The following is a 26,218-nucleotide window of genomic DNA, read 5'->3' as shown; positions in this document are numbered from 1 at the left end:
GACTTTAGTCTTCTTCTGGAGCGTTAGCTGCCGCCTCAGCACGATCACGGCGTCTGCTTCCTTCATCGATTTTAAGCGGTGTCGTTTGCGATTTCCCATTAAGACTCACCTGAACTTTGTAGGCGCCCGGCGCAATGTAGAATACCTCGTTCTGAGCTTTTGAAATTTTAAGATCTTTAGTCTCTCTTTCCAGTTGTTTCTTTCCTGCTTCAGAAATGCTTAAATCATAAGGGATATAGTTAAAGCCTTTCTCTACATCTACCTGCCAAGATTTAATTGATTTTTCTTCGGAACTCAAAATTTCAAGAGTTGCTTTTCCGCTTTGCGGGGCATAGACAGCGATTTTAATTTCGGGAGTATTCGCTGCTCTCCAAGCGCTCCAAGAACGTCCCCAATTGGTAGAATAATCAACCGCATCTAGTTCAAAAAGCTGTAAAGCCGAAGCGTTTTTTGTGTCAAATTTCTGGATTTCATCAAGGTTGGTTATATAAATAGATCTTCCGTGAGTCCCTATCACAAGATCATTTGCTTCGGTTTGTACCACCATATCGTGAACCGCCACGTTAGGCATGCTTCCATCTAAAAGCTCCCAACTTGCCCCCTGATCAAAACTGATATAACTCGCATCATCAGTACCTAAATACAAGATGTTTTCTTTTACCGGATCTTCTATGATCACATTCACCGGAGACAAGGGAAGATCACTACTGATGTCTTTCCAGTTTTTCCCGTAATCATCACTCACATAAACATAAGGCTTGAAGTCATCATAACGATAGCCATTAAGCGTTGCGTAAACCCAACTCTTTTTGTGGGACGAAGCAATTACTTTACTCACCCACAAATTCTGAGGTAATCCTGCGGAAATAATGTCCCAGCTGCCGCCCGCATCTTGAGTAACCTGAATAACACCATCATCGCTACCCGTATACAGTAAACCAAACTGAAAAGGCGATTCTGAGATATTGGTCAATGTCCCATAAGGCACATTTCCTTTTTTACCGCCAGCGGTTAAGTCTGGAGAAATTGGCGTCCAATCATCACCTTGATTCATAGATCGCATCAGTTTATTTCCTCCCATATACAAGATATCTTGATTGTGTGGTGAGAGTAAAATGGGCGTTTCCCAATTGAAACGATAAGGCGCTTCTCCTAAATCGTGACTTGGTTTTATAAAGCTGCGCTCGCCGGTTTCTAAATTCATACGGTTATAATACCCAAACTGCGACCCGGCATAAACAATATTGCTGTTGCGGCGATCTATCTGCACTTGCATCCCATCTCCGCCTCCAATAGATTTGTATGGATATTGCCCTTCGGCCTCATAGTCTTTAGAATAAGAATACGTATGTGGACCTTTCCAAGTACCGTTATCCTGCAAACCTCCATAGACATTATAGGGTTTTTCATAATCTACGTTAATCGCATAGAATTGTCCCAAAGGTATTGAGTTAAGCTTGTTCCAGCTTTTCCCGGCATCGTAAGACATGTTGAGTCCGCCATCATTACCATTAATCAAATGATTCGGCATTTTAGGATCTACCCAGATCACGTGATGATCAACGTGTACATTAGGCTCATCGATATAAGTAAACGTTTTTCCTCCGTCTGTAGATTTGATTAACGGAACACCTACGAGATAAATTTCGTCTTGATCTTGAGGATTTACATCCATCTCTGCAAAAACATATCCATACGAAAAGAAGAAATCGTCAATGTATCCGTCGTGAGTGCGCTTCCAGGTTTTTCCTCCATCTTTGGTCAAGTAAATTTCAGCCCCGATCACTTCGCCGTCCGCATCCGCGGCATTTTTATCGTACGTGTATAAAAATAGATCAGAAGGCTTCAGTTCGTCGCCCTCTACCATCGCTTTTACTTTGGCCACCTCATATTGTCTTGGAAAACGATAGGAGCGTAGGTAATCAGCAAGACTTTCATTCTCTAAAGCCAAAAATTCACCTTTAGACATTCCTTTAAACGTCTCTGGCGTAAGTGCCTTATCATCGCGCTCTGCTCCTCGCTCTTTAGCTTCTTCTCGAATATCTTGATTGTCGTGAACGGCATACACTGTGTTTTCATCAACCACAGTAACCCCGATACGACCAACGCCTTTGCCTTGCGGAAAACCATTACCCGTGGTCACCAACTCCCAGGTATCACCGGCATCTGTAGATTTGTAAATTCCTGAATTTTCTCCTGAACCTATAAAATCCCAAGCGGCACGCTCGCGCTCCCAAGCCGTAGCATACAGCACCGAAGGATTCTCCGGAGCTTCAGCCAGACTTATAATTCCTGTTTTATCATTGATAAAAAGCGTTTTCTCCCACGTATCACCACCATCTGTAGTCTTGAAAATCCCACGCTCTTCGTTATCAGAATATAAATGCCCTAAAGCACCTACCACAGCAACATCAGGATTGGTAGCATCAAGAACGATATCGCTAATGTGATGCGAATCTAAAAGACCTTTTTGCTCCCAGGTTTTACCACCGTCAGCACTTTTTAAAATTCCGATACCGGCATAAGAAGAACGAGAAGAAATGGTTTCTCCTGTTCCTACCCAAATGATATTTGCCGACCAGTTTACCGCAATATCCCCCACATTTTGAGTAGGTGCGGTGTCAAAAACAGAGTCAAAGGTATTTCCGTTATTAGAAGTGTGCCACACTCCACCTGTAGCATACGCCACATAAAATTCTGTGCTGTTTTCAGGATTGACTTCGATGTCTACCACACGGCCGCTCATAATTGTGGGTCCAACATTTGTAAAGGGAATATTTTTTACAATAGAATTTTTAAGCATTTGATCTTTAGCTTCAAGCGATGTTTTAACCTGCTGGGCAGCGGTAGCCGTCTGCTGCGCTTGTGTGGAAAAACAAATACCTAAAAGAAAGAGGGAGAAGAATAATCGTGTTTGCATAGAGAAAAGTTTTATGCTTCTAAAAATAGCCATTTAGTTAAAGAATTGCTAAGTAAATTAAATGGAGTTTAACAGGCTTTGGGCAACAGAGTTTTTAAATTTGGCAAAATTCAATTTAGATATGAAATACGACCTTATAGATCGCCAACTGTTTATTAAAAATCGCAAGAATTTTATGGAGGCTATGAAGCCCAGCAGTCTTGCCGTTTTTAACAGTAACGACATTTATCCCATAGGTGCAGACAGCACGATGCCTTTTCAGCAGAATAGAGATTTATTCTACCTAAGTGGCGTAGATCAAGAAGAAAGTATATTGGTTCTTTTTCCATACTGCCCGAAACAAAAGCATCGCGAAATACTATTTTTAAAAGAAACTAACGATCATATTGCGGTGTGGGAAGGCGAAAAGCTCACCAAAGAAAAAGCGCTAGAAGTAAGCGGCGTTGAGACGGTATACTGGCTTCAGGAATGGGACAAAGTTTTTTACGAACTCATGACTCAGGCTGAAACTATTTACATCAACACCAACGAGCACTATCGCGCTAATGTGGAAACGGAAACACGCGAAGCACGTTTCAACAAGAAAATCAAGGAGCAATATCCTGCGCATAGTGTTGCTAAGAGCAATCCTATTTTACAGCGTTTACGCTCCGTAAAAGATGCCATTGAACTTGATGTGATGCAGCAAGCCTGTAACATTACAGAAAAAGGCTTTAAACGCGTTTTGCAGTTCACTAAGCCGGGCGTAATGGAGTATGAGATCGAAGCTGAATTTATGCACGAATTCCTGCGCAACCGCTCCAGAGGCTTTGCATACACTCCAATTGTAGCTTCCGGAAATAATGCTAATGTATTGCATTATGTAGTGAATAACGCCGAATGTAAAGCCGGAGATCTAATCCTACTAGATATCGGTGCAGAATATGCAAACTACAGCAGCGATATGACACGTACTATTCCGGTTTCAGGAAAGTTTACAGAACGCCAGAAAGAAGTCTACAACGCTGTTTTACGCGTAAAAAAGGAAGCAACTAAAATGCTCACTCCTGGAACACTTTGGGGACCTTATCACGAAGAAGTAGGAAAACTGATGACTTCTGAATTGTTAGGACTTGGCTTATTAGATAAAGCAGATGTTCAAAATGAGAACAAAGACTGGCCGGCTTATAAAAAATACTTTATGCACGGTACGTCGCACCATATTGGTTTAGATACACATGATTACGGATTGCTTCATGAACCTATGCAGGCAAACAACGTTTTTACGGTAGAGCCGGGTATTTATATTCCTGAGGAAGGATTCGGAATACGCTTAGAAGATGATGTCGTTATCCAAGAAAATGGCGAACCTTTCAACTTGATGCGCAACATTCCTTTAGAAATTGATGAAATCGAAGATTGGATGAATCGCTAGTTAGACGTTAGACGTTAGACGTTAGACGTTAGACGTTAGACAAAATTAAAAATCCCTTGATTAGTCAGCTAATCAAGGGATTTTTTTATCTCAATACTTATTTCTAAAGTCTTAAATCTAGTCTAAAACCAGTTTGACCAAGGAATTCTGGTAAGCATCACAAGAAGTCCTAAGGTATAAAATATAGCTAGCAATTTAAATTTCGGTTTTGAGGTCAATTTCTTTTTATGCTTGCTGTACCCCACAGTCACAAAAACAATAGTAATAATCATCGCCAGTGGATGCTCTACAACATATAAACGCAAGTTAGGATCACTCATCGCAGCACTCATACCTTGAGATGCGATCGCTTTTGCCCCTAATGGTGAAACAAAATACAAAACGATCCCTATAAGTAATTGAATATGCGTTACGATCAGCGTGAACAATGCTAATCTGAAATCTCTAGCACCAAACTCTTTACCTCCAAAATAAGATATCAGCGAGTTGATGGTTGTTAATGTGAGTACAATGAGTACTAGATAAGCCCAGTACGAGTGTACAAATTGAATGGTAGTATACATAGCCTAATATTTGAGCCTCAAAGATACTTTTTTAGCTTGAAACACGCTCTTTAGACCATTGCATAAAAATAGCCCCTTCTCCAAATGGAGAAGCGGCTATTTAAAATCATTTTGATCAGTAATCTGCTATTCCCAAGTATTTTCAGCTGGAGTTCCTCCCCAGATCAAAGTAGCTAGATAAGGATTATCAATAAACGGATTACGAACACCCTGAGCACCTTCAATTACTTCATTACGTTGACGCTCAAAATCAGAAACCGGATCTTCACGGTTCCATTTGAGGAATAAATCTAACGTGCCCACTTTTGTATAATCTTCGCCGTAGCGCACATTCAAATAAAGTACCATACGCGCAACATCTCCTTTCCATTCGTCTCCCGGAAACCACGAATTACCATTTACTAATTGATAAGCACCACTACCATCAGTGTACGGATAATTCAATCGTAAAGAGTTGACTTCGTCATCTGTAGAACGTAAGTGATGTAAATCTGTCACCGCTTCTTCGGTTGATAATCGCGATTGCGGAAAAATATGTTCGGTATTGAATGTCTGTGGTGTATGAGAGTTACTTCCTGAAGTGTATTCTCTTCGGTCTCTACTTTCGCCGGAATACATCAAAATCACATTAGCCTGATTATCTAAGTCAGCATCTGCATCGTATAAATATTCATGGCGTTCAAAATAGGTTAGGATCGTAGTGTGTTTACTTACAGTTAAAGCGGTTAGGCTTGAAGACGTTAAACCCCCATCTTGAAAAAAACTGGCATCACTATAATAATCAACTAATTCTGATGGAATATTAAAAGCTATTGCTTCAACAATATTTACTGTAACCGTCGCTGTAGAACAGGTTGGCACAGCGTCATTGTCACAAATAGCATAAGTAAACCTATCCTCTCCAATAAAATTAGAAGGTGGTGTATAGGTAACCAGTCCATTATCATCTAACTCCACTAGTCCCGCTCCAGCGGTCACACTTGTTAAAACAGCACCATCTATTAACTCGTCGTTGCCAAGTAGATTAGATAAAATTATGCTTTTATTCTTAGCGACTGAGACTTCGTCATCATTAGCTACTGGATCACCAGCGTCTTCGATCGTAAGATTTACAGTACCGGTTGAGCAGATAGAGGTATCAGCGATTAGGCAGAGTTCATAAGTAAATGTATCTTCACCCACATAATTAGACTTAGGAGTATACGTATAGGAGCCATTGCGGTTATCTACAATTGTTCCGCCTGCCGCTGAAACATCAACTACAGAAGTAATACGCGCACCTTCGGCAACATCGTCGTTATCAATAAAACCTTCAAGAACTATCTCTTGATTTTCTGTAAGACTAAAAGAATCTTCCACCGCTATAGGTTCTTGTAATTCCGGTACTGGTTCTGGCTCTGGATTCTCAACAGAATCGTCCCCACTACTGCAGCCCCAGTAAAGAACAAGAAGCAAAGCACTTATAAATTTGACAATAGCTTTAGAGGTATTTTTATTTTTCATGACTTATAATAAATTCTCGTTTAAGATAGGTATAGAAAAGAAAACCTCCTACTTGAGGTAGGAGGTTTAACTTTTAAACCAGATTTAGATTATTGCATAACCCAAACACCATCAGTCTTGATTAAGAAAAATGTTTCGGTTGTATTTGAACCATTATAAATATCAAAGGTAACCGCATATTTCTGCCCTTCTTCTGCTGAAGGATCTAAATCATTAAGAAGTAGGTTAAAAGCTTCGAGAATCATATCGTCTGACCAAAAAGCTGCATTACCACTACGGCGATCCATATTACCATACTGAGTCATACTAGAGGTTTGCGCAGGATACGTATCTCCAAGTTCTGATGCAATAAATGCATAATCTGCCGCAACAAGACTGTATGAGATTGTGTTATCTGGAATCCAAGTACTTCCATCATTTCCAAACTGAAGCGTTTGTGAAACAACATTATTATAAACCTCCCACTCAGAACCTATAAGAATAAAATTAGCTATATAGCTATATGTTGCTCTATCCTCAACACTTCCATCATTATCAATATCATCTTCATCTGTAGTGTATAACTTATACATAACAGATTTAATGGTCCCTTCGGCAACATCATCATATTTAAATTTATCTTTCAGAAAGATTGGAAGTTTTCTAAGCGCCTCATCCTCTGTATTAAAATTAGCAAATCCTTGACCTACTTCATTGTATTCTGCATTAGTAAGTCCCAATGCAAATTGCCAACTTCCGTTAACTCTTAGAAATCCATTGTTTAATGTTTGAGCTGAACCATCATAAAACTTATAAGTAAGTGATATTAAAGTTCTGTTATCAACATCTCCATACTTATCATCTAAGAAAGTATAAATCTGATCTTCATCGTCGAAGTTGTCAAATTCTTCAGTATCAGGATAAGAGTCATAGTCTTCAGTAGTTACCGTATATACTATTAAAGATCGTTCTGTTTGTACCGGCTGATATAAATCATAAGTAACTGTTGATAGAGAATTTGCTCCTAGAAAAGGAAAATTTTCTTCTAAAACTTGAGGTATTAAATCTCGAGCATCATCGATAGTATTGAAGTTTGCATAATCTAAACCTAATGTCTCTTTGTAATCATCTTCAGTTAATGTATAACTAAATTCATCTACAATTCCTGCCTCATTTTCGGCAAGACTATCATTGATATCCTCTACAGGATCACAACCTAAGGCTAAAACAGCCATAATGATTGTGGTAAATAAATAATTTAATTTTTTCATCTTAATTTTTTTAGAAATTAATTATTGCTCCAATGGTGTACGTTCTACCCGGACCATAATATACTAAAGCAGTTTCTGCTACAGAACCATCACCGTCCTGTGCATCAGAGATATACTCAGTTCCTAATACGTTAAATACGTTAGCATTGATTTGCGTATTGAAACCACCAAAATTGAATCTGTGAGTCAAACCTAAATCGAATACTCCGTAATCTGGCATTTTCCAAGTTTGAGGAAGTCCTTCAACACTACGACCGGTTACATCATAATCTGCGTAGTAATCAGCTGCATAGTTAAAAGAGGCTCTCACAGTTGTTGAAGCAAGCACTGCGTAATCTGCTCCTAATGCAAATGTGGTTTGTGCAGAGTTACCCACTTTTACACCGTCAAGATAAATATCAATTGGATCACCAATTGGGTTTTGCTGATCGTCAAATACCTGTACATTATTTACATTATTAGCCCACTGCCAATCTCCGAGAGAAGCCATACCTGTTAAGGTTAAAGTTTCTACAGGGCGGTATTGTAATTCTAGCTCAACACCTTGGTGTAAGGCGTCAACCCCTAAAATATTTGCTGTATACTGAATATTATCCGCGGTTCTTGTCAAAGTATAAGATCTATCCATCCATTGTGTACGATATACGTTAAGATCTGCTCTAAACTTGTCTCCTCTATAACCGTATCCTAATTCAGCACTAAAAATCTTTTGATTTTCTGCATCCTCATTTACATTGTTTCTATTGTTTATGAATACAGCTTCATTAAATGGAGCACGCTCAAAGTAACCAAGGTTTCCAAAAACATTATGCTTTTCATCAAGACGGTAATTTACACCACCTTTAGTACTGAAAGCTGTGAAGTTTACCCAGTCAGTCTCTCTAAGCGGATCGTCTGGAGTGTACTTGAAGTAATCCTCTCTTTTATATGAAGTATTGTTAGCCGCAACAGAGATTACAGCAGAAAGAGCGTCTTTATCATACTCAGCTTGAGCAAATAAACCTTGCCAGTTAGTATAACCAGTATCGTAATAGTTATACTTATCCCCTTCTCTAACCACTTTGTTAGGATTGTTTACATCATTATTGTCAATGTAGAATGCAGCACCTAATAAATCAGTTAATTCTGTATAATGATCTCCTTTATAGAAACGTAAATCTATTCCTGCAGTTAAATCAATATATTCAGATAATTCAGTGTTATACGTAGAAAGTGCACCATACCACTGGTGGTTATTTCTTGACGCTCTTAAGAATGTTTCAGCACTTGTTGCCTGACCTAAAGCTTTATTTTCAGCAACAATTTTATCAAGGTCTACTGGACCAAATACTTCATCACGGTAGTTAGTATCGTATTTGCCAAATTTGTTAGTACCTGCAGTACCACCACCTCCTCCGGTACCAAATGAATAGTAAACCGCAGTAGTTAAAGATGAAATGTCATTAATCGTCCAATAGTGGTTTAATGACATTTGTGGTTTGTGATAGAAGTTGTCTTCAATATTAACAAGCTGACCGTTTTTATACCCCCAGTCAGTGTTGGTACGTATTCCACGCTCACTTCTTCTATAGTCATCAATTAAAAGTCGGTTTTGACGCTGTCCGTGACGTTGTGGAGCGCCAAAAGCTGTAAACGATAATTCGTGGTTATCACCTAGTTTCTTAGCAACATTCAAGAAGTAAGAATATGCATCAATTGTAGTTGCATCTACAAATTGCTCACCAGTAGTTCTTGACAAACTTACAGTAGCAGCCCAGTCATTTTCTAAAAGTCCGGTAGAAAGTTTAAAACCATATTTGGTGTACCCATCGTTACCGGTAGTCATCATTACATTCCCACCTTTTTCGATGTCAGTAGATTTTGTTACGATGTTTACAGTACCCCCGATAGAAGGAAGACCTATCATCGCAGCACCGAGACCTCTTTGTACCTGCATAGAGCTTGCTACATCAGAAAGACCTGCCCAGTTACTCCAGTATACACGACCGTTTTCCATATCGTTAACCGGAATACCGTTGATCATTACAGCAACGTTTTCAGAGTTGAAACCACGAATACGTAGTTCTGCATCTCCAAAACCACCACCACCTCTGGTCACATAAACACCAGGAGTAGTTTTTAAGATCTCAGGAAATTCTTGACTACCTAACTCGTTTTGAATAGTCTCTGCTTTAATGGTAGAAACCGCAACAGGAGTTTTACGGTCAATTGCAAGAGAGTATGCTTTAACGATTACTTCGTCAAGCGCATCAGAATCCATCTCTAGATTGATGGTTCCTAAGTCAACCACTTTTTTACCAGATAAATCAAAAGCCAGTGTTGACGGCTTAAAACCTACGTAAGAAACACGTAGTGAACCTGTATTCTCAACAACTTGGATTTCGAAAACCCCATCAAAGTCTGTTGATACTCCGTTAGTTGTCCCTTCAACAACAACGTTTACTCCAGGTAGCGGTGTTCCATTTTCACCGTCTACTACAGTACCACGAATAGTTCCTTGAGCTTGCATAAAAGCTGTAAGCAAAAGAAACACAAGTGTTAGCGAACTTGTAATTTTTTTCATTGTGCTTGTTTAAATTTAGATTTTGCGCAAAAGTCTTAATAAAGACCTAATTAAATATTAACGCAATGTTAAGGATTAGATCTTGACATAAAATGTCAACATTTAACCCTTAACTATTCTATTTTAACCTTTAACTGTTAAAAAACTAAATCTAAATAAGCTGGTAATTTTTAGCTTTTGAAGGCTTTAATCAAAGCGGTGGTAGAAGCATCGTGCGACGCAATACTATCTGAATTTAAGTCGGTTAGCACATTTTTAGCCAATTGCTTACCTAACTCAACACCCCATTGATCATAGCTAAAAATATTCCATAGAATACCTTCGGTGAAGATTTTATGCTCATATAACGCGATCAAAGCACCCAAACTTTCTGGTGTTAGCTTATCAATAAGAATGGTTGTTGTAGGCTTATTTCCATCAAAAACCTTGAATGGAACTAGCTTCTCAATCGCAGCTACATCCATACCTGAAGCTTCTAATTCAGCTTTAGCTTCAGCCTCGGTTTTCCCATTCATCAATGCTTCGGTTTGCGCAAAAAAGTTTGCCATCAACTTATTATGATGGTCTTTATCTCCGTGCAATGCTTCTTTATATCCAATAAAGTGGGTTGGGATAATTTTAGTTCCTTGATGAATTAGTTGGAAAAACGCGTGCTGCGAATTGGTTCCAGGCTCACCCCAAACGATCTGACCGGTTTGGTAATCCACGTGTTTACCGTTTCGATCCACACTTTTACCGTTACTTTCCATAATCGCCTGCTGAAGATATGCAGGAAAACGGTGCAAGTATTGTGTATACGGAATAATCGCTTCGCTTTCGGCACCAAAGAAATTGTTATACCACACCGTCACCAGCGCCATCATTACCGAAATATTCTCCTCAAGAGGTGTATTCTTGAAATGCTCATCTGCTTTATGCGCCCCGGCAAGCATACTTTCAAAATTGTTGTAACCCACAGCTAAAGCGATAGAAAGTCCTACTGAACTCCATAGTGAGAAACGACCACCAACCCAGTCCCACATCGTGAACACGTTATTTGGGTCAATACCAAAATCCTTAACCGCAGTTTCATTAGTAGAAACCGCCACAAAGTGTTTAGCTACTGCCTCACCATCTTCTACAGCTCCAGCCACTTTACTTAAAAACCATTTTCTCGCAGTAGTTGCATTAGAAAGCGTCTCTTGTGTAGTGAACGTTTTTGAAACGATTACAAAAAGTGTCGTTTCCGGATTTAGGTCTTTTAATGATTCGTGAACGTGATCGCCATCTACATTAGAGATGAAATGTACGTTGAGATGATTGTGGTAATACGCTAGAGCTTCTGCAACCATCACCGGCCCAAGATCAGATCCACCAATACCAATGTTCACTACATCTGTAATAGCTTTACCGGTATAGCCTTTGTGCGCTCCGCTGATCACTGTATCACAAAAACCTTTAATTTTTTCCTTTACAGCATTTACTTCAGGAATAACGTCTTCACCGTCAATCGTTACACTAGCAGTGCTTGGCTGACGCAATGCCGTATGCATCACTGCACGATCTTCGGTCTCATTGATGGCTGCACCATCAAAATAAGCTGCCTTAGCTTCTTCAAGATTCATCTCTTTAGCAAGATCAAGAAGCAAGGATTTAGTTTCTTCAGTAATTCGGTTTTTACTGTAATCCACATAAAAGTCTTCCCACTTCAAAGTAAAAGCTTCAGCCCTTGACTGATCTTCAAAGAGGTTTTTCATTTTGACATCTTTAATGTCTTCAAAATGTGCCTGAAGCGCTTTCCAGGCTTTAGTCTGTGTGGGATTTACTTTTTGCATTTTATGTTGATTTTTGGAAGGTTATAGCATCTAGTTCTGCTCGCAGTGGAGCGATATATTCAAAATAGGCCGGCTGCAATTCTTCGGCAAGCGGCTCTGATGTAGGTAAATCTATTGAAAAAGGATCAACTTGCTTTCCATTTTTCCAGAAACGATAGCACACGTGAGGACCACTGGTATTCCCCGTCATCCCTATGTAGCCTATCACTTCACCTTGGCGCACATAATCACCACGACTCACGGCACGTTTGCTCATATGCAAATACTGCGTATCATACGTTCCATTATGTCGAAGCTTTACATAATTACCGTTTCCGCCACGATATTCTGAAGCGATTACGGTACCGTCTGAAGTTGCCATAATTGGGGTTCCTACAGGCGCTGCAAAGTCGGTACCTTTGTGCGGACGAATGCGGTTTCCATAATAGGCAATACGGCGTTTTAAATTGTAGCGCGAAGAAATACGGCCAAATTTAAGCGGACTCTTTAAAAAGGCTCTTCTTAAGTTATCGGCATCCTGATCGTAATAATCTCTTCGACCTCCGTTAATAGAATCAGCTTGATAAGCGAAAGCATAAACAGGCTTGCCTTTATGTTCAAACCAGCTCGCCTTGATCTCACCAAATCCTGCCGGGATGGTATCATTTATATATTTTTCGGTATAGACTACTTTAAACTTGTCACCAGGTTGCAGTCGGAAGAAATCAATAGTCCACGCATAAATATCAGCCATCCCATAGGCTACAAGAATATTTACGCCCAGATCATCAAAAGTACTTGATAAGTTATCATTGATTACCCCGTGCGCCACGCGTTCTTTTATAGTTACCGGACGCTTTTTTGCTGCAGCTTTTACTACCTCATCTTTAAAATCAAGAACCACGTAATCAATTCTGTTTTGCTCATAAATAAAAACCTGAGCTTGATTGGTAGAATCTTTGCTTTTTAAAAGCGTATACGGTTTACCTACAACGATTTTACGGGTATCAAACGTATTTTTTACAGAGTCTGTTATTTGCTGAATAGTACCGTAATCAATCCCGTTTTCAAAAAGAATCTGACCAAAACTATCTCCAGACTGTACCGTATCAGAAACTACTTCATAGTCGTCAAGCACATAACCAAACCGCTTATTAACTGGCTTTTTAACTTCCTTTTTAACGGGTTCTTTCTCTTTACTTTCATCGTCTGCACAGCTCATTAATGTGAGCATTGCTAGTAGTACAATACTTAGTTTTTTCAATTTAGGGTATGTTGAAAATTTATCTTTTGTTTAAATGTTTTGGCCCCATTCTGCACGCTCTTGCTCCGACCATAAGTCTGGGAAAAAAATGCGTTTTTGATATTTGGGATGCATATATTTTACCCAATCACTTCCTCCTGTGGCCTCTAGAGGCTCTTTACCTTGGTTTAGATAATGCAACGCCGTATGGTAATGTGACATTACCCACGTGATATTAACCGTATAATCGTAGTGACGCATTGCGGCAAGCAATGTTGCATCCTTTTGATCAGAAAGAGGTAAGGTTTTAAATCTGGCCCACAAATTTAAGGTTTTGTAACGTTTTAGAAAACGAATGAAATCTTCCTTATATTTTAATTCAAATGCTTTTAACGTATAGGATTTATCGCCGGTTTGAAAATCTTTACCGGCTGCTTGCCAATACAAATGCTCTACAGCCTTGTCATAATACAATGGGTCTGTCTCATCTTCTTGAGCAAAATCCTTCCGGAAGCGTGCATCAATAAGATTTAAAAGCTCAGTCGAGCCAAATTCTACAAACCGGTACTGAGCACTCTGAAAACCACTAGCCGGACTCAAGGTTCGTCTAAATTTAAGGTACTGCTCCATATTCATACCCTCTCGCATGATGGTGAATGAAGAGGTGAGCATATCAAAATACCTGCTGATGCGATTTAATTTTTCAGAAAATAACTCCGTGGTTAACTCAGGTTCATAAGCCACCTGTTCTATTTCCCACAGAATCATTTTAAAAAGCAGTTCGTTGATTTGATGGTACATAATAAACACCATCTCATCAGGCAATAACGTGCGTTGATTTTGAAGACTTAGCAGCGCGTCAACCTGAATGTAATCCCAATAATTTACCGGTTTGCTATGTACAAATCCTTCAAGCTGATGATCCAGGTTTTGCCCCATTGCATCAAATTTGTCCTTTAGCGCATCTAGTTGTTCTTGGGTCTCTCGACTGCTTTTTGAAGTCATTAATCTTGTATAATATAGAATGGGTGTTTAAGCCCTTTATAAGCGTCAATATCAGCTTTTAAAGAACCCACCGCCAAATCTGCTTTGATTTGCAAAGGTATTTTATTTTGGTCGTCGCTAATCCAAACTGTAAGACTTTCTTTCTCTTTAAAAACGCGACCTGCTTGCACATAAGGTCTAAAGATTAGCGCCTTTACTTTTCCAAATTTAGTCTTCACCTCTTCCCGACCTAAAAACTTCAATTTGAATTTGAAATTTTCCTGATCAAAAAACATGTTGATCACGGTCTCATCACCATCCTTCAAGTTTTCTGAATCAATACTGTTGCGCAAATAATAGAACGCCGAAACCATATCGTGAATATTGGGCTCGGTCTGAAACGTTTTAACCTCATTATGCTTCTTATCATTTACGGTGGCTACGTTAGATTGCTGATTAAAATCAATGATTTTATCTTTAGTATGCCCACCTTCATCGATCTTTCGGATAAAGCGGTATGGTAATGTCGTTTTTTTATCGATATAGGTCTCGTAATAATCCTCAACCCCAAAAAAGAGTTTGGTCATCCCTGTGGTAACACCCTTCCCTTTTACGTGATACACAGGCTTTCCTTTAAGGGTTTCGTTAGTTACTGATAAAGTTGCTTCCCCGGCTTTCCACCAGCCGCTATAACTGATCCTAAACCGAAACCATTCTCCATCTTGAAAAGCAGCATCCTGTGCATAGGTCAAACCTGAGACTAAAAGCATCAACAATACTAAGTATTTATTTTTCATAGCGACATTACTTTAAAGCACAACAAAGGTGTTGTATACCATGCTTTTACAAGAGTTGTTCCAAAAGTAGCAAAAGCTAAAAATCCCTGCTTGAATACAAACAGAGATTTTTAAAATTTATTGGCATAGCCAAAGGATTTAATATCCCAACCCAATAGCCATTAAAATGGAGAATTTCTTTCTCAACGAAAGCTTTTCAATTTTGTCCGAAGAAAGTTTCTTCTGTTGATTATCAAAAACTAAAGCGTACCACGCTGCGCCTGTTCGCGCTCAATAGATTCAAAAAGTGCTTTAAAGTTACCGGCACCAAAACCTTTTGCCCCCATACGCTGAATGATCTCAAAAAACAGTGTAGGCCGGTCCTGAAGTGGCTTGGTAAAAATTTGCAGCAAATAGCCTTCTTCATCAGCATCTACTAAAATTGAAAGCTCCTGGAGCTTGGTCAAATCTTCTTTCATCGTATCCATATGCGCACCTAAACGACGCGGAATATCATCATAATAGGCTTGCGGTGGCGGTGGTAAAAATTCTACGCCCCGGGCTTTTAAAGCAGCTACGGTTTTTACAATATCATCGGTAGCAACAGCCAAGTGCTGTACTCCCGGACCTTCGTAAAAATCCAAATATTCTTCTATTTGTGATTTTTTAATGCCTTCTGCCGGCTCGTTAATCGGGAATTTTATTCGCCCGTTACCGTTGCTCATCACTTTACTCATCAATGCCGAATATTCGGTTGTGATTTGCTTATCGTCAAAGGTTAGGAAGTTTACAAAGCCCATCACATCTTCATACCATTTTACCCAGGTGTTCATCTCGCCCCAACCCACATTGCCCACCATATGATCAATGTATTTTAAACCGGTAGGCTCCGGATTATAATCTGATTCCCACTTGCGGTAGCCTGGCAAAAACTGCCCATTATAGTTTTTACGCTCTACAAACATATGTACGGTTTCTCCATAGGTGTAAATTCCGCTACGCACGACTTCGCCGTGCTCGTCTGTTTCTGCCTGAGGTTCCATAAACGGTTTTGCACCACGTTTTGTGGTTTCTTCAAAGGCACTGCGCGCATCTTCTACCCAAAGCGCAACGACTTTCACCCCATCGCCGTGCTTAACAATATGCTCATTGATAGGTGAAGCACTTCCTAAAGGAGAGGTCAAAACGATTCTTATTTTATCTTGTTTGAGCACATAGCTTACGCGATCTTTTTTTCCGGTCTCGAGACCGCTGTAGGCGAAAGATTGAAAACCAAAAGCCGTCTTGTAAAAATGTGCTGCCTGCTTGGCATTGCCCACATAGAATTCTACATAATCGGTTCCTAAAAGCGGTAAAAAGTCTTGCGCTCCTTCAAATATTTTTTCTAGTCCGTAATCGACTGATTTCAATTCTTTACTCATTGTTTTTATGTTTTAGCCCTGATTGCAGCGGCATCCTTTTTACTGGTTGAGCCTAAAGGCGAAAGCATTAAAAAGATACAGCGGAAAGCAGGAAATAGCTTCTAATACTCATTTAATAATTAATGCTCTAGCCACGATTTATAGTAGGTCTCATCTGCAATTGGCATCGCGTCTTCACAGATTTGCAGCGGTTTAAACGTATCTACCATAACCGCGAGTTCTTCGGTTTCTGTTTTGCCGATACTGCGCTCTGTAGCTCCCGGATGCGGCCCGTGCGGGATGCCCGCCGGATGCAATGAAATATGCCCGGCTTCAATATCATTTCGGCTCATAAAATCACCGTCAACGTAGTACAACACCTCATCGCTGTCGATGTTGCTGTGATTGTATGGCGCCGGAATACTCTGAGGATGATAATCGTATTTACGCGGACAAAAGCTGCACACCACAAAAGCATCAGTCTCAAAAGTTTGATGCACCGGTGGTGGTTGATGCACGCGCCCCGTAATGGGTTCAAAATCGTGAATAGAAAACGCATAAGGATAATTGTACCCGTCATAACCCACCACATCAAAGGGATGCGATGCGTACACCATATCAAAAAGGTCGTCTTGCTTTTTGATTTTCATTAAAAATTCACCCGATTCGTTGTTAGTTTCCAATTCGTACGGGCGGCGCAAATCGCGCTCACAAAATGGGGAGTGCTCCAGCAATTGACCAAACCAGTTGCGGTAGCGCTTAGGCGTGTAAATGGGTCTTCTAGATTCAACGATAAAGAGCCTATTATCTTCAGTATCAAAATCTAATTTGTAAATAGTTCCCCGCGGAATCAACAGATAATCGCCATATTTAAAATCAAGATTCCCCAGATGACTGCGGAATTTACCACTGCCGCGATGCACAAAAATCAGTTCGTCTGCATCACTATTCTTATAAAAATAATCTTGCGTTTTGCTCTTTGGCGCAGCTAAAATAATTGTGCAATCGCTGTTGGTTAAAACCGGTTTACGGCTGTCTAAATAATCAGCTTCGGGCTTGATCTCAAAACCTCTAAAGCGATACGACTGAATATGATTGGCCTTAGCTACCTTAGGTTTGACGCTTTTGCTGCTTTTGATTTCTTTTACTTGTGTAGGCCGCTGCTCGTGGTACATATTGCTGTACATTCCGTCAAAACCAATGGTACCAAAAAGCTGCTCGTAATACAAGCTCCCGTCTGGTTTTCTAAACTGCGTATGGCGTTTATGAGGAATTTTACCTAATTGATGATAGAAAGGCATAGCGTTTCAATTTTAAAGTTCTAGAAACTACATCTTTTGAATCATTCTTCGAAAACGATATAGTTTTTCACAAATATCGTAAAATACACAGCTAAACAGACTAATATTTTCTTAAAACCAAAATCCTAAACTGAAGTTCCAGAATACATCTTCGATCTCTGGAGAATACGAGATTTTAGTTTGCAAAGGGCCTACAATAGTTTCCAGACCATACCCCACATAATATCCTGTAAAGTCAGGAGCGCTAAGCCAGTTTCCGGTAGTAAAAAGATCGTTCTCAAGATTGGCAAAGTTTGCCCCAAAGTTGAGGTGATTCTTTCGGTAAAAATTATAGTCAAACGTAATTTCAGATTTTACGAGTCCGTCGCCATTACTGCTTATCAATTCGTAACCGTAAAACGGAACGATGTTATTGATAAAATCATTTCCCCAACCGCCTAAAACGAAGTTAAGCGTACCATTTCCGGTCGCACCAATTTTAAATCCTCCCATAGCCGAAAGCTGCATAGAAAATTTAGGAAACAACTTTTTAGCATATTTTACTTCGGCTTTGCCAATAGAAAACTCTTCAAAATTCTCATTATAATCAGAGGAGAATAGATACAAATGAAAATCTCCATTAAAATACCATCCCGAAGTAGGAAAGTATTTATTATCAAATGTATCTAGCAGAAGTTGGCCGTAAGTACTATAATAATGACTGTTATCAAAGTATAACTTCCCCTCATTGTCTTCATCAACCCGAATACTTTCGGTATCTATTTTAAGAAATTTATGCTCGAGCCCCAGACTTAAAGCAAATTGTTTCTGAAACAGAGTTTGCAAATAGACTTGATTAGTAAAATCTGTATAATCGATTTGCAAACTGTTGAAATTCTCCAGTGGCAGATCGCTCACTTCCTCAACAAAACGGGCATCTACGCGGCTTTCAAAACTGTTATAACGCGAGCGCAGACCAAAACCTATATAAAATCCATTATCGCTATAGTAATCAAAGTTATACCGAATATTATCTCCTAAAGCCAGATCAAACGAAGCAATGTCGTTTTTAAACAGCAAGCGTTTTTTAGTAACATTGATCAGCGCTGCACTTTTATAAATATCATCATAATGAATGCCCGCTTTTGCATACGTGGTTGTCTCACTTTCAGTAAGGTTAATGATCAGATGGCTTTCGCCTGAATCATATTGTTCTAACCGGTGATTTATACGCTGAAAGTTGTTAGTCGCCGCGAGATTATTAATCCCATCAAAAAGTTCTTGATAGGTCATTTTTGCCGGCGTTTTGATCTTTAGCTTTCCTAAAATATACGAGCGGGTATAGTACACATTGCCGTTGATCGCAACGCTTTTAATACGCAATGTATCGTGCTGATTGAGTTTGAGCTCCGGTTTTGTATAGGTTTCATGCTGAAGCGCTGCCAACTTTCTAAAGGCATCATCATAAGCTTCGGCTTTTTCCTGACCACCTTTAATGATTTCCGCTCCGCGATCAAAATCAACAACCGTGTAGCCCTCAATATTGGGCTTTATGTAAATATCAGTTTGTGCAACTTTATCCCGCATCGCTTCAATGGTACGATAGTTATTGATCTGCAAAAGCATTTCAGGTGCGCTTTTTAATTCGTCCTTGCCACGTAAGCCATCTTGTACATCAACACCGATGATAAAATTAGCGCCGCGTTTGCGCAATTCTTCCACCGGATAATTATTTACCACACCACCATCAATAAGCACGCGATCATCAAGCAACACCGGACTGAATAACGATGGAAGCGCCCCACTGGCGGTTATCGCTTCGGGCAAACAGCCTTTATCCAGAATGATCGCCTGGCCTTTTTCGGCATCGGTAGCCACACAAAAAAACGGAATGTCAAGCGCTGAAAAATCATCGGTTTCTTTTACGTGATGCGTGAGTTTAGTAAACAGGTTGTAAATATTTTGACCTTTAGATAAAGCCGAAGGAAAAGAGACTTTAAAATGCTCAAAAGGAAGCGCGATCGCATAACGCTCGCGATCTGCTCGCTCATAAAATGACTGTGCACTTCGTGGCAAATCATCCTGAATGAGTTTTTCAAAATCAACCGACTCAAAAATAGAATCTAACTGATGCGCGTTATAGCCTGAAGCGTATAAACCACCAATGATAGCGCCCATACTGGTACCACCAATGTAATCAATTTCAATACCTGCGGCTTCAATTTCTTTTAAAACGCCTATATGCGCCAAACCTTTAGCGCCACCGCCACTAAGCACAAGACCAACTTTTAATTCTTCACCTTGCGGAATTTTTGAAAAATCTACAGCCGTGCTGTCTTGAGCGATCACTGCCCAATGCACGAGTACTAATAAAAGTAAACTGTAATTAATTCTCATTTGTGGTTTGCTGATAATGTTTAATGATGATTTTGGCTTTAGCCGGACCTATAACTTCGCTCAATGCGGTTTCTGAAGCTTTTTTCACTTTGCTTACCGATCTAAAATGTCTTAATAATTCTATCACCGTTTTTTCTCCAATTCCGGGAATGGTTTCAAGTTCGGTGTTAATTGCTGCTTTACTGCGTTTGTTTCTATGAAAGGTAATCCCAAAGCGATGCGCCTCATTACGCAATTGCTGAATCACTTTTAACGTTTCACTCTTCTTATCTAAATACAACGGAATCGAATCTCCAGGATAAAACAATTCTTCTAAGCGTTTTGCTATCCCAATAATTGCGATCTTTCCGCGTAAGCCCAAGGTCTCTAAAGCTTTAACTCCAGACGACAATTGGCCTTTTCCTCCATCCACAATAATCAATTGCGGTAACGGTTCATCTTCATTAAGCAGGCGCCTGTATCTTCTAAAAACCACCTCTTCCATAGACGCAAAATCGTTAGCTCCCGTTACAGTTTTTATATTAAACTTACGATAATCTTTTTTGCTGGGTTTCCCATCTTTAAAGACCACACAAGCAGCAACAGGATTGGTTCCTTGAATGTTTGAGTTGTCAAAACACTCTATGTGGCGTGGCTCTACTGAAAGGCGCAAATCTGATTTCATCTGTGCCATCAGGCGATTTACGTGACGATCAGGATCAACGATTTTAGTTTGCTTGAAGCGCTCCATCCTGAAGTATTTCGCATTGCGTTCAGAGAGTTCCACAATGCGTTTTTTGTCTCCCAACTTAGGCACGGTAACCCGAATGCCATCTCCCAGATCAAGTTCAAACGGAACATAAATTTCTGAAGATTGCGAGTTGAAGCGTTGTCGAATCTCAATGATCCCAATGGCGAGCAACTCTGCATCAGACTCGTCTAATTTCTTTTTGAGTTCTAAAGTGTGTGATCTAATGATCGCCCCGTGCGAAAGTTGTAAAAAATTGACATAGCCGTAGCCTTCATCAGACACGATACTAAAAACATCAACATTATTGATCGACGGATTTACCACGGTGCTTTTGGCTTGATATCCCTCGAGCACCTCGATTTTTTCTTTAATGCGTTGCGCATCTTCAAACTCCATCGCTTCGGCATGCGCCTTCATTTGTGATCTGAAGCGATGCAACGAATCTTTAAAATTCCCCTTAACGATCTCCCGAATCGCATCTATATTATCGTGATAGGTTTTCGCCGAAATTTTATCCTCGCAAGGCCCTAAACAATTCCCTAAATGGTATTCTAAACATACTTTGTATTTACCTGATTCTATCTTTTCTTTAGACAAATCATAATTACACGTACGCAGTGGATACAAGCCTTTTATAAGATCAAGCAAGGTGTGCACGGTTTTCATACTGGTGTACGGACCATAATATTCACTGCCATCTTTTATTAATCTTCGGGTAGGAAACACTCTGGGAAACCGCTCATTTTTAATGCAAATCCAAGGATAACTCTTATCATCCTTAAGCATCACGTTATAGCGCGGCTGATAATTTTTAATCATATTGTTTTCCAGCAGAAGCGCATCGGTCTCGCTGTTAACTACAATATGCTTAATGTTTGCAATCTTTTTTACCAGTAAATGGGTGCGGGCATTGTCGTGCTTTTTATTGAAATAAGAGGAGACACGCTTTTTTAAGTTTTTGGCTTTGCCCACATATAACAATTTCCCCTTTTTATCGTAATACTGATAAACGCCGGGACTGTTGGGTAAAGTTTTAAGTTGTATTTCTAATTCAGGGGTTTCCATACCAACCAAATTTACGGCTTATCGCGCGCTAAAAAAATTTATTAACCTGCCTTTACAGAACCCGAGACAAGCATCAGATAATCCTTTCATAACAAGCCCATAAGACGTTTGATGGCGACACATTTTAATTTCAAGACATCACGCTAGTTTTCAGGATAGAATATTTAAACCTTTGGCGATGCCAATAACATAGTATATTTACGCCTTAATGGCCGCCGCTTATCACGATGTCGCATTGTTTAACCTAGTTTTAAATGGGAGCCTTAAAAAAAGAAATATGCTTTTAGTAAATTGCAGTATATGGAAAAAGTTGTCATAGGCCGAACCGACCGAGCAGATTTCCCTGCATTGGGATTATCAGATATTGATGTTAAGATTGATACCGGTGCCTATACTTCGTCTATTCATTGTAATCATATACGCGAAGAAGACAACATATTACGCTGTACGTTTTTAGACCCTAAACATCCAGAATACAACGGGAAAGAAATGCAGTTTGAGTCTTATGACATCACTGCCGTTAAAAGTAGTAATGGTGAGATTCAGTATCGTTATGTGGTGCAAAGCAACATCCGACTATTTGGTAAAGTTTATAAAATATCACTTACCTTAAGTTCTCGTGAGGATATGCGTTTTCCTGTATTGATTGGTCGTAAATTTCTCACCAAAAAATTTATCGTAGACACAGAACTGACCGATGTGTCCCATGCTCAACAAACCCTATGAACATAAAAATATTATCTAGAAACTCTGGTTTATATTCTACCGCACGCCTTATTGAGGCCGCAAAAAAGCGCAAGCATAATGTAGAAGTCATAGACCCGCTGAAGTGCGATTTAATTATCGAAAAGAAAAAACCTTCAGTATACTATAAAGGTCGCTATCTTTCTGACACCGAAGCGATCATCCCACGTATTGGTGCATCTATAACGTACTACGGTACTGCTGTGGTACGCCAGTTTGAGATGATGGGTTGTTTTACCACGACAGAATCTCAGGCTTTAGTGCGCAGTCGCGACAAGTTGCGCAGTTTACAAATATTATCCCGTGCACGTTTGGGCTTGCCTAAAACAGTTTTTACTAACTATAGCCGTGACGTTGCTGAAATTATCGATCACGTAGGCGGCGCTCCTCTTATCATTAAATTACTTGAAGGAACGCAAGGTCTGGGTGTGGTTTTAGCAGAAACTAAAAACGCGGCAGAGTCTGTGATCGAAGCCTTTAATGGATTACAAGCACGGGTGATCGTGCAAGAATTCATCAAAGAAGCAAAAGGTGCAGACATCAGAGCTTTTGTGATTGATGGACAGGTTGTAGGTGCAATGAAACGTCAGGGAAAAGAGGGCGAGTTTCGCTCTAATCTTCACCGTGGCGGTACTGCCGAGGTGATCACACTTTCTGATGAGGAAGAAAACGCGGCGATCAAAGCAGCAAAAGCTATGGGACTTGGCGTTGCCGGCGTTGATATGCTACAAAGTGCCCGCGGACCTCTAATTCTTGAGGTCAATTCGTCTCCGGGATTAGAAGGCATCGAGAAAGCTACAGGAAAGGATATCGCTAAAAGCATTATTAGATATATAGAACGCGGAGTATAATAGTATGACTGGTTTTGACGACAATGATGTGCTGCACATTCTGGGCGAAAAAATCGCTCCGGGACAACGGCGCACGCTAAATTTTAATCTGGCTAAGCTGTACACTACTACTTCGGTTGAAGTGCCTATCATCATTCAACGCGCAAAAAAACCGGGGCCTTGTATTCTAATTACCGCCGGAATTCACGGCGATGAGATCAATGGAGTAGAGATCGTACGACAAGTAATTTCAAAGAAAATAAACAGACCGGCACGCGGAACGATTATCTGTATCCCGGTAATCAACGTTTTTGGTTTTCTCAATATGGAACGCGCATTTCCTGACGGCAGGGATCTAAATCGCGTTTTTCCCGGAACCCAAAATGGTTCTTTAGCAAGTAGGTTTGCGTATCAATTCACCAATAAAATTTTGCCGCTAGCAGATTTTTGTATGGATTTTCATACGGGTGGCGGAAGCAGATTTAATGTTGCGCAAATACGCGTAGATCCTGACAAAGAAGAATTAATGCAATACGCTAAGCTCTTTGGGGCGCCTTTTATTGTTTATTCTAAAAACATTTCAAAATCCTATCGCTCTACCTGCGAGAAAATGAATATTCCGGTGTTGCTTTTTGAGGGTGGAAAATCTCAAATAAGTGATAAAGATATTGCCCGTGCCGGCGTGCACGGAGTAATGCGTATTCTTAGTCATTTTAAAATGCTTTCTAAAGATTTTGAAGCGCCACAACAGAGTAAAGATTCTATCACGATCAAAAGCAGTTCTTGGCTTAGAGCTAAATACAGCGGCTTGCTGCACCTTAAAAGCACTTGTGGCGATTTTGTAGAAAAAAACGAAGTTATTGCCACGATTACAGATCCATACGGAACTTTTAGACACAAAGTGAAGGCTTCTAATGACGGCTACATCATCAATACTAACGAAGCTTCTTTAGTATATCAAGGAGACGCTATTTTTCATATCTCTACCGAATTGGTTTAATATGGAAAAAAAAGAACTTCGGGCTAAATACAAACAACTGCGAGAAGCTTTAACGCCTGTGGCTTGTGATGAAAAAAGCCTGGCTATTGCAAATAAACTGCTTCAGATGGATATTTGGGGTTTTGAAACCTATCACGTGTTTCTCACTATTGAAAAATTAAAGGAGATCAATACCGAATATCTTCTCAACATACTCAACGGTAAAGACAAGAATATTGTGGTTTCAAAAAGTGATTTTGAAGCGTCGACGATGCAGCATTTTTTACTTACCGATAACACGACGCTCAAGATCAATAGCTGGGGAATTCCCGAGCCCCAAAATGGTTTTGAAGTGCAGCCGCAACAACTAGATGTAGTTTTTATTCCGCTACTGGCTTTTGATAAACAAGGGAATAGATTGGGGTATGGAAAAGGTTTTTACGATAGGTTTTTAGCTTCCTGCAAACCCGATTGTTTAAAAATCGGACTTTCCTTTTTTGAGGCGGAAGATGCATTAGAATTTTCAGGCTACGATATTCCGCTAACACACTGTGTTACACCCAACAAAACCTACAGGTTTTAACGTCACAGCATTTTTTTTACTATATTCAGCCTCCCATTTCAAAAAATACTTAGCGCATGTCTGAAAAATCTCAAAACGGATTTTTTTCATTTCTGAATAAAAAGCCTACTACGACCACTAAAGATCAAGAAGAAAGCTTTTTTTATGAGCAAATTGCCGCAATGGTAGGTGCCGGAAGTTGGCGTATAGACTTTATCAACAAAAAGAGTTTTATAGATGATCAAATGCGCAATATTCTGGAAACACCCGAGAATTACACACCTTCTTTAAAACACACGCTGCATTTTTTTGACATGGAATATCACGATGTTGTGGTAAACAGTTTTAATCAATTATCTTCAGGAACACCCTCTTTTGATAAAGTGATCAAAATGGTGACGTACACTAACAAGACGTTTTGGGCACACGCCATTTCTAAACCTATACAAGATAAAAAAGGTAAAGTCATAGGACTAAGAGGCGTTGTTGTTAATGTTGACAAAGAAAAAGAACGCGAATTGATGCTTGAAAAAGCCATCGAGACTGTGGAAGCCAACAATTCGCGCTTATTCACTTTTGCAGATTATGTTTCGCACAACATCAAATCGCATGTAAACAACCTAGAACTAACAAGTCAGTTAGTTGATGTGACAAAACTACCTCAGGATCAAAAAGAGCTTTTTAATAATTATAAGGAAATTGCTGAAAGTCTCAACGGTACAGTCGCACGCTTAAAAGAGGTGGTTTCCATACAAAATAGGGCAGCGCAGCCTTTAGAAGCTATCAATCTAGAAGAAGCTTTTGAGCGGGCTAAAACTAAATTACGCACGCTTATAGAACAAGAAGAAGCCTATTTATACTGTGATTTTTCTGAAGTTCCTACCATTGAATACAATCCTTCTTTTTTAGATAATATCTTATTTACGCTTATCAAAAACGGAATCATCAATAAAAGTCCTGCGCGTAAGCCTGAAATAAAAGCCTACTGTTTAGAAAATAAGAAGAAACTGTCTCTGATCATTGAGGATAACGGCAAAGGCTACGATTTAGATCGAAACAAAGACCAACTCTTTCATATGACACGCAGTTCAGACAATAATGAGAACAGCCAGTCTGTTGGTTTATTCATCGTCAAAAATGAGATTGAAGCGTTAGGCGGTAAGATTGAGGTAACGAGTAAATTAGGATACGGAACCAAATTTATTATCACCTTATAACGCCG

At 39.7% G+C, this 26,218-nt stretch carries 19 protein-coding genes; 6 read left to right on the top strand and 13 right to left on the bottom strand.

All coding sequences use genetic code 11. The annotated features are described in order from the left end of the window. Positions 1-4: 4 nt before the first annotated feature. The gene (locus BUA96_RS05515; protein WP_072981159.1) at positions 5-2,920 is read right to left on the bottom strand and encodes a WD40/YVTN/BNR-like repeat-containing protein; all 2,916 of its coding nucleotides are present in this window, start codon (positions 2,918-2,920) and stop codon (positions 5-7) included. A 121-nt stretch (positions 2,921-3,041) separates the two neighbouring features. On the opposite strand from BUA96_RS05515, the gene BUA96_RS05510 reads away from it, so the two are divergent. Beyond that, complete coding sequence (locus BUA96_RS05510) at positions 3,042-4,334, top strand: aminopeptidase P family protein (RefSeq protein ID WP_072981786.1); 1,293 nt, start codon at positions 3,042-3,044, stop codon at positions 4,332-4,334. Positions 4,335-4,456: 122 nt separating this feature from the next. Here the strand turns inward: BUA96_RS05510 and BUA96_RS05505 are convergent, their stop codons facing one another. From BUA96_RS05505 to uvrC, 12 genes are all read right to left on the bottom strand, one after another. Next, positions 4,457-4,897 (bottom strand): hypothetical protein, encoded by a 441-nt coding sequence (locus tag BUA96_RS05505; RefSeq protein WP_072981157.1) that lies wholly within the window; start codon positions 4,895-4,897, stop codon positions 4,457-4,459. Positions 4,898-5,023: 126 nt separating this feature from the next. Then, positions 5,024-6,400, bottom strand: a complete 1,377-nt coding sequence (locus BUA96_RS05500) for an endonuclease (RefSeq protein ID WP_072981154.1) — start codon at positions 6,398-6,400, stop codon at positions 5,024-5,026. 89 nt (positions 6,401-6,489) lie between these two features. Beyond that, entirely contained in the window at positions 6,490-7,614 is a 1,125-nt protein-coding gene (locus tag BUA96_RS05495; protein ID WP_233430610.1) for a hypothetical protein, read from the bottom strand. Positions 7,615-7,660: 46 nt separating this feature from the next. Continuing rightward, positions 7,661-10,213, bottom strand: coding sequence for a TonB-dependent receptor (locus BUA96_RS05490; RefSeq protein ID WP_072981151.1), 2,553 nt, complete (start codon positions 10,211-10,213; stop codon positions 7,661-7,663). Between the two features lie 170 nt (positions 10,214-10,383). Further along, positions 10,384-12,027 (bottom strand): glucose-6-phosphate isomerase, encoded by a 1,644-nt coding sequence (gene pgi / locus BUA96_RS05485; RefSeq protein ID WP_072981149.1) that lies wholly within the window; start codon positions 12,025-12,027, stop codon positions 10,384-10,386. Between the two features lies 1 nt (position 12,028). Next, on the bottom strand, positions 12,029-13,270 hold the full coding sequence (locus BUA96_RS05480; protein ID WP_072981148.1) for a M23 family metallopeptidase: 1,242 nt from the start codon (positions 13,268-13,270) through the stop codon (positions 12,029-12,031). A gap of 30 nt (positions 13,271-13,300) precedes the next feature. Next, the gene (locus BUA96_RS05475; RefSeq protein ID WP_072981146.1) at positions 13,301-14,254 is read right to left on the bottom strand and encodes a tryptophan 2,3-dioxygenase family protein; all 954 of its coding nucleotides are present in this window, start codon (positions 14,252-14,254) and stop codon (positions 13,301-13,303) included. Continuing rightward, positions 14,254-15,030 (bottom strand): DUF3108 domain-containing protein, encoded by a 777-nt coding sequence (locus tag BUA96_RS05470; protein WP_072981145.1) that lies wholly within the window; start codon positions 15,028-15,030, stop codon positions 14,254-14,256. Before BUA96_RS05470 ends, BUA96_RS05475 begins: the two co-directional genes overlap by 1 nt. Before the next feature lie 239 nt (positions 15,031-15,269). Then, entirely contained in the window at positions 15,270-16,430 is a 1,161-nt protein-coding gene (gene hppD, locus BUA96_RS05465; RefSeq protein WP_072981143.1) for a 4-hydroxyphenylpyruvate dioxygenase, read from the bottom strand. A 119-nt stretch (positions 16,431-16,549) separates the two neighbouring features. Continuing rightward, positions 16,550-17,710, bottom strand: a complete 1,161-nt coding sequence (locus BUA96_RS05460; RefSeq protein WP_072981141.1) for a homogentisate 1,2-dioxygenase — start codon at positions 17,708-17,710, stop codon at positions 16,550-16,552. 111 nt (positions 17,711-17,821) lie between these two features. Beyond that, a complete protein-coding gene (locus tag BUA96_RS05455) occupies positions 17,822-20,086 on the bottom strand; it encodes a patatin-like phospholipase family protein (protein ID WP_072981139.1) in 2,265 nt (754 codons plus the stop codon). Beyond that, positions 20,076-21,881 (bottom strand): excinuclease ABC subunit UvrC, encoded by a 1,806-nt coding sequence (uvrC, locus tag BUA96_RS05450; protein WP_072981138.1) that lies wholly within the window; start codon positions 21,879-21,881, stop codon positions 20,076-20,078. The genes BUA96_RS05455 and uvrC overlap by 11 nt, the downstream gene beginning before the upstream one ends. A gap of 300 nt (positions 21,882-22,181) precedes the next feature. Between uvrC and BUA96_RS05445 the strand changes: the two genes are divergently transcribed. From BUA96_RS05445 to BUA96_RS05425, 5 genes are read left to right on the top strand one after another with little or no spacing between them, the layout of a single operon-like run. Next, positions 22,182-22,607, top strand: coding sequence for an ATP-dependent zinc protease family protein (locus BUA96_RS05445; protein WP_072981136.1), 426 nt, complete (start codon positions 22,182-22,184; stop codon positions 22,605-22,607). After that, on the top strand, positions 22,604-23,476 hold the full coding sequence (rimK, locus tag BUA96_RS05440; RefSeq protein ID WP_072981134.1) for a 30S ribosomal protein S6--L-glutamate ligase: 873 nt from the start codon (positions 22,604-22,606) through the stop codon (positions 23,474-23,476). The genes BUA96_RS05445 and rimK overlap by 4 nt, the downstream gene beginning before the upstream one ends. 4 nt (positions 23,477-23,480) lie before the next feature. Beyond that, positions 23,481-24,455, top strand: coding sequence for a succinylglutamate desuccinylase/aspartoacylase family protein (locus BUA96_RS05435; protein ID WP_072981132.1), 975 nt, complete (start codon positions 23,481-23,483; stop codon positions 24,453-24,455). Between the two features lies 1 nt (position 24,456). Continuing rightward, positions 24,457-25,017 (top strand): 5-formyltetrahydrofolate cyclo-ligase, encoded by a 561-nt coding sequence (locus BUA96_RS05430; protein ID WP_072981130.1) that lies wholly within the window; start codon positions 24,457-24,459, stop codon positions 25,015-25,017. A gap of 56 nt (positions 25,018-25,073) precedes the next feature. Continuing rightward, the gene (locus BUA96_RS05425; protein ID WP_072981127.1) at positions 25,074-26,213 is read left to right on the top strand and encodes a sensor histidine kinase; all 1,140 of its coding nucleotides are present in this window, start codon (positions 25,074-25,076) and stop codon (positions 26,211-26,213) included. Positions 26,214-26,218: the final 5 nt, after the last annotated feature.

The organism is Leeuwenhoekiella palythoae, from assembly GCF_900130045.1.
GTDB lineage: Bacteria > Bacteroidota > Bacteroidia > Flavobacteriales > Flavobacteriaceae > Leeuwenhoekiella > Leeuwenhoekiella palythoae.
Note: the sequence above shows the minus strand (reverse complement) of the source record. Positions and strands in the feature narration are given on the sequence as shown.